The 6123-nt window shown below is 70.0% G+C and carries 4 protein-coding genes; 1 reads left to right on the forward strand and 3 read right to left on the reverse strand.

Annotated features, from left to right (window positions below; all coding sequences use genetic code 11):
- From Aph01nite_RS40520 to Aph01nite_RS40530, 3 genes are all read right to left on the reverse strand, one after another.
- On the reverse strand, positions 1 to 1987 hold a 1987-nt coding region (locus tag Aph01nite_RS40520), incomplete at its 3' end, for a CARDB domain-containing protein (RefSeq protein WP_204046406.1).
- A gap of 164 nt (positions 1988 to 2151) precedes the next feature.
- A complete protein-coding gene (locus Aph01nite_RS42395; RefSeq protein ID WP_275419371.1) occupies positions 2152 to 2823 on the reverse strand; it encodes an HNH endonuclease family protein in 672 nt (223 codons plus the stop codon).
- Between the two features lie 529 nt (positions 2824 to 3352).
- Complete coding sequence (locus Aph01nite_RS40530) at positions 3353 to 4702, reverse strand: condensation domain-containing protein (protein ID WP_204046408.1); 1350 nt, start codon at positions 4700 to 4702, stop codon at positions 3353 to 3355.
- A 322-nt stretch (positions 4703 to 5024) separates the two neighbouring features.
- Between Aph01nite_RS40530 and Aph01nite_RS40535 the strand changes: the two genes are divergently transcribed.
- Positions 5025 to 6123: AMP-binding protein (locus tag Aph01nite_RS40535; protein WP_204046409.1), on the forward strand; the 1099-nt coding region annotated here is incomplete at its 3' end.

The raw sequence follows: 6123 nt of genomic DNA on the forward strand, positions 1-6123 counted from the left end.
GGGTCTCCGCCGGCTCCGCCACACCTCCGGCGTTCTTGCCGGTGACCTTGACGGTCGCGGTGAGCGTGCCGCCGTCGGCCGCCGTGCAGGGCACCACGTACGTGAAGGTCTCGGTCCGCGACCCGCCGGGGGCCAGGTCGGGGATCGTCCGGGTGACGGGGTCGCCCACCGGCGGAGTGAACGTGACCGAGGTCTCCGTCGAGCCGCTCCCGCCCTTGTTGCCGATGGTCGCCGTCACGGTGACCGTGTCTCCGCCGGCGGCGTCCGTCCTGTCCGCCGTCAGCGCCGCGGTCAGGTCGGCCGAGGTGGCCCGGAGCGCTTCCTCGCCGGTCAGTTCGACCGGCATGTCGCCGCGGTTGCCGTCCGACCAGTGCGGGCTGTTGGTGAAGTTGTACTGGAGGCGGTCCCAGTCCGGCCTGCTGAGCAGGGTCTCGGTGTTGGAGGTGTTGACGCAGTCGTTGCCGATGTTCGGCAGGTGGTTGATGTTGGCCTGGGCGCTGGCCGAGAACGGCGGGCCGTCCCCGGTCCAGTCGATCGGATCGTCAGCCGGGCCATTGGTGGTGACGCCGCCCACGCCGTAGATGACCGGACGGGCCACCCCGGCCAGCCCCGGGTCGACGATCTCGTCGAGGTCGTTCTCCACCAGGTTCGCCTTGCCGAAGCGCTGGTAGTCCAGCGGGCGCCCGGAGTCGATGCCGGCGAACTGCCAGGAGTAGCTCATCACGCTCTGGTAGTTCGGCTTGCAGTTGAGCAGGTCCACGGTGCCGTTGTCGCGCCGGCCGCCGTGGCCGAGGCCGAAGGTGTGGCCGAGTTCGTGTAGCAGGGTGGCCTCCTCGGCGGCCTTCAGCCCGCCCACGTTGGTCAGCATCGCGGGGGTCCACAGTCCGAGCGAGACCACGAAGTCGTTGCCGCCCCGGTCGTGCAGTTCGGCCCGGCCCGATGAGGTGCCCGCGCCGGTCAGGCCGTTGATGAACAGGCCGTACCGGAAGCGCTGGCGCTTGAAGTTGAGGATGTCCGCGCAGACCGGGCTGGCCCGGTCCGCCGCGGTGCCGAACCGCCCGGTCCCGGTGGTGCCGCACGGTTTCTCCGGGTTGCCCAGCTTGATGTTGTCGAAGTCGTCGGCGGGGGAACCGGGCAGCACGTTGATGAAGGAGGTCGTGGTCGCGAACGGGACCTGTTCGTCCTCCAGCAGATGCAGGGCGAGCCCGTCGACACCCGTCTGCTGGTTGGTGACCAGGGCGTCGTCGAAGACGCCCTCGACCGTCGACAGCACCCCGGGCTGCGGCTTGCGGCCCTGCATGTAGTCGATCTCGACGTAGACGTCCCGGCGGGTGGGATCGGCGTCCGGCAGCGTCATGTCGACCACGTTGTCGTTGTTGAAGTCCCGGCCGCGGTACTCCTCGTAGTCGGTGAAGCCGTCGCCGTCGGAGTCGGCCGCGGCGGCAGGGGTGATCTCGAAGCAGACCTGGACGGCCGGCTTCGGGTCGGCCCCGAAGATCCCGCCGCCCGGCTCCCCGTGGCCGGCCACGCAGCCGGTCGAGGAGGTGAGGTCGCCGGTGACCTTGCCGTTGATCATGTTCACTTTCACGTGCGCGTACGCGTCGCCGTCCCGCGGTGTGGCGTCGCCCAGGTCGTTTCCACCGGTCGAGTCGTGATCCCAGATCCCGATGGAGATGTCCTGTTCGACCACAGTCGTGGGGATGTCCCGCTTGAGCTCCCAGAACGGGGCGACCTGTACCTGGTCCTCGGGTGCCCTCGGGGTGATGTGCGCGGGGAATCCGGCGAAGATGATCTCGCCGTAGAAGTCTGGTGCGCTCTCTCCGGCGGCTTCGAGCCCTTCGTTGCGACAGGGATCGATGCAGTTAACCAGGAGGATGCGCACGGTGAGCGGCTGCGTGTCGGCCGCTCTCACCGGTGCGGGAAGGATGGTCAGGCCCGCGATGACCAGGAGTAACGCGAGCGCTGCCCGTAAGGGACTGGTCAGCATATGTGCAACGATCCAGCGATTACGGGCGGATGGCGTGAGTAGCCCTGTACTCAACTGAGCACGAAGCGTGGTGGGATTTACGTTGGGATTCGCGGAGGGTCGGCCACGTCGGCCGGGGCTGCCGTCGCTTCGACCGGCGGCAGCCCCTCCGTCTCAGCGGTCGGTCAGCAGGTGCCGAGCATGGTGTTGAGGGCCGACTTCTCGGCGCTCTGGAGCTTGAGGGAATACTTGTACTTCACGGCGATCCACGCCCGGGCGTACGTGCAGTGGAAGCTGGTGCGGGAGGGCTTCCAGGCGGCCGGGTCCTTGTCGCCCTTGGACTGGTTGACGTTGTCGGTCACGGCCCAGAGTTGCGGGCTGGACAGGTCGTTGGCGAACTGCTGGCGCCTGGCCGTGGTCCAGGAGTTGGCGCCGGACTTCCAGGCCTCGGAGAGCGGGACCATGTGGTCGATGTCGACGTCCGAGGCGAGCGTCCAGGTGGCGCCGTCGTACGGGCTGAACCAGCTGCCGGAGGTGGCCGCGCAGCTGGAGTTGGTGACCACGCCGCTGCCGTCGCGCTTGAGCACGGTCTCGCGGGTGTCGCAGGAGCCGGAGATCGTGATCCAGTGCGGGAACAGGTCGCGGTTGTAGCTGCCCGCGTTGGCCTCGGCCGCGACCGTGAGGGAGGCCAGCTGCGAGGCGGCGGTGGCCGCGGACGGGATGCCCGGCGGGGTGGCCGACGCGGGGCCGGTCAGGACGGTGGTGAGGGTGGCGGTGAGGGTGGCGGTGAGGGCGAGGGCGGCGCATAAGGCGGTGAGCGGCGCGGTGATCCGTCGACGTGCCGAGACTCGCTGCACGAGTCCTCCTTCTGTCCCGCGACCCCGGCCAGCGGGGGATTCCTGGACGTCGACAGGGTCGCTCTGGACTAGAAGGGACGGTCGCATTCCACGACAAACGCTGAAATATCAGGCTTTGACTAGGCAGATGGGGCGAATTCGTGTGATCCCGCCCGAAGCTCGCGGGGGCGGCGCGCTGATCAGCCGATATGGCGGCGACGCCCTTTGCAGGTCACCCGAACTAAACGTGAAGTTCCTGTTAACAGGACAATCGCGGCGCAATTGTGTCATTGGTAACAGGTCGAGTTGTCCCGTTTTGAGACGCGGGTGTTGCGGACGGGGGTCGCCGTGATCGAATGCCCGCAGCGGTTCCGGTCGAGACGCGTACTGGGAGACGGCGGTGTGGGTGTGCGCACGGAACGGCGGGCGGGATCCGCGCCGATCACCCGGCCCGCGATCACGTGATCCGCGCGTACCCGATCCGCGCGTACCCGATCCGCGCGTACCCGATCCGCGCGTACCCGATCCGCGCTTACCCGATCCGGGCCGATTACCCGGCTCCCCCCAGTTCGGCCAGGAGGGCGGCGAAGGTCGCCGGCAGGGCGTGCACCTCGGCGGGGGAGAAGCGGGCCAGCCGCCCGGTGAAGGCGAGTTCGTACTGCTCGCCCCGGGGTGTGGCGGTCAGCGCCAGGTCGAGGGTGGCGTCGTCCACCTCGTGGTCCCAGACCTGCGCGGTGAGCCCGTCCCAGTCGGCCGGCGGCTTCGGGTCCTCCCGGTGGACGAAGGACGCCTGGAAGACCGGATGCACGCCCGGGATGCGCGGGATGCCCGCCCTGGAGACGAGCGTGTCGAACGGGATCTCGTTGGCCAGCGCGCCCGCCGCCGCCTCCCTGACCCGGGTGAGCAGGCCGGCGAAGGTCTGCCCCGCCGGCTGGGCGACCCGCAGCGGGACCATGTTCACGAAGGTGCCCACGACGGACTCCAGCTCGCGCCGGGTACGCGAGGCGGACACGATCCCCACGGTCACGTCACGATGGCCGGTCATGCGCTGGAGCAGCACGACGTACGCGGCGCAGAGGCAGACGAACGGCGTGGCGGGGCCGTCGGCGGCGCGGCGCAGGCGGTCCACGGCCTCGCGGTCCACCCGCACCATCGCGGTGGCCCCGGAACGGACCCCGCTCTCGGCGGGTCTGCCGCCGAACAGGGGCGCGGGCAGCCCGCTCAGCCGTTCCGTCCAGTACGGCAACCGCTCCGGCAGCCGCCGGGCGCTGCGCTCGGCGGACCAGGCCGCGTAGTCGGCGTACTGGACGGGAGGCGCGGACGGGCGCGCGCCGGAGTAGAGGGAGGCCAGGTCGTCGGCCATGATCGCGAGGGAGCCGCCGTCGGCGGCGATGTGGTGGCAGACCAGGAACAGCCGGTGCTCCCACGCCGAGATCCGGTAGACGGTCAGCCGCAGGATCGGCCCCGAGGTGACCGCGAACCGCTCCGCGCTGGCGGTCCTGGCCAGGCCGAGCGCGGTGGCCTCCCGTTCTGGCTCGGGCAGCCCGCTGAGGTCGATGAACTCGAACGGCGCCGGCAACCCCGGCCTGATCTCCTGGTACGGCTCGCCGTCCGCCGGCGTGTAGACCGTGTGCAGCGCCTCGTGCCGGGCGATCAGCGCGGTGCAGGCGTCCGCCAGGCGGGCCAGGTCGAGCGCCCCGGTGAGCCGCACGCCGAGGGTGACGTTGGGCGCGGCGGTCGGGTCGGACTGCTGGGCCAGCCAGATCCGGCGCTGCTCGTGGGAGCACGCCAGCGGGGAGCCGTCCCGTGGGAGGGGGGTCACGCCCTGCGGAGTGGCCTTCTGGGCGAGCAGTCTGGCCACCAGCTCGCGTCGTTTGTCGGCCTGCTCGGGCAGGGGCATCCCGGGCTCCTCTCGGTCGCGTCGTACGGCGATTCTACGCACGGGAGAAAATCTTGGGAGCGCTCCCAAATCGGTGGAGAAGAAGCCGCCCCGGATCCGTCAAGGGCCAATTCGGAGCGGATTAAATATCCCCAGATGAAGACCTTATTTTCGATGAATCCTTCTGAAATATGGACGATCTATTGACGCAATCACCCGGGAAATCTAGCCTCAGAAACCGTGGGAACGCTCCCACGAATTGCACGCTCCCCCTCATGGCGGTGCGGCCTTTTCTGATGCCTGCCATCTGGTTGCCTGACCTCCGGCTTGGGAGAAGCGAACGATGACCGAGACGACCGGCGTTCACACCCGCGCCGAGCTGCCCCTGCCGGACGCTCCGACGATCGTCGACCTGTTCGAGGATCAGGTGGCCGAAGGGCCCGGCAGGATCGCCGTGGTGGCGGGCGCCCGCACCCTGACGTACGGCGAGCTGAACCAGGCGGCCGAGGCGGTGGCGGCGCGGCTGCGGGCTGCCGGGATCGGGCGCGGGGACCTGGTCGCGCTCTACGCGGACCGTTCCGCGGACATGCCGGCCGGGCTGCTCGGCGTGCTGAAGGCGGGCGCGGCGTACCTGCCGCTGGACCCCGGGTATCCCGAGGCCAGGATCGCGATGGTGCTCGGCGACTCGGGCGCGCGCGCCGTGCTGACCCTGAGCCACCTGCGCGACAGCCTGCCCCCGTTCACGGGCCCGGTCTTCGCCCTCGACGAGCCCACCCCAGCCCCCCAAATCCCGAAATATCCCCTTAAAAGGGGTGATCGGGCGTATGTGCTGTACACCTCGGGGTCGACCGGGAAGCCCAAGGGCGTCGTCGTCCCGCACGGCGCGCTGCTCAACTTCCTCTGGTCGATGCGCGACATCCTGGCGGCGGACTCCGGCGACGTCTGGCTCGCCCTGACCTCCCTCTCCTTCGACATCTCCGGGCTGGAGCTCTACCTGCCGCTGATCACCGGCGGCCGCATGGTCGTCGCCGACGCCGAGACCGCCAGGGACGGCGGCAGGCTCCGCGAACTGATCACGCGGCAGGGCGTCACCCACGTCCAGGCCACTCCCTCCGGCTGGCGGGTCCTCCTCGACGCCGGCTTCGCCGCGAGCGTCACCGGGCTGGTCGGCGGCGAAGCCCTCCCGGTCGCCCTCGCCAGAAGCCTCGCCGACCGCTGCGCCCGCCTCGTCAACGTGTACGGCCCCACCGAGACCACCATCTGGTCCACCTCCTGGGAGGTCCCCCGGGGCACCGCCGCCGTCAGCATCGGCACGCCCATCGGCAACACGCAGGTCCACGTGGTGGACGAGCAGCTCAACCCCGCCGAGGAGGGCGAACTCCTCATCGGCGGCCTCGGCGTCGCCGACGGCTATCTCGGCCGTCCGTCCCTCACCGCCGAGC

Origin of the sequence: Acrocarpospora phusangensis (assembly GCF_016862995.1) — a bacterium.
Lineage (GTDB): Bacteria > Actinomycetota > Actinomycetes > Streptosporangiales > Streptosporangiaceae > Acrocarpospora > Acrocarpospora phusangensis.

Bases quoted from the DNA above. Each gene is read 5' to 3' on its own strand.
- Aph01nite_RS40530 (WP_204046408.1), bottom strand. From the start codon at position 4,702: ATGCCCCTGCCCGAGCAGGCCGACAAACGACGCGAGCTGGTGGCCAGA.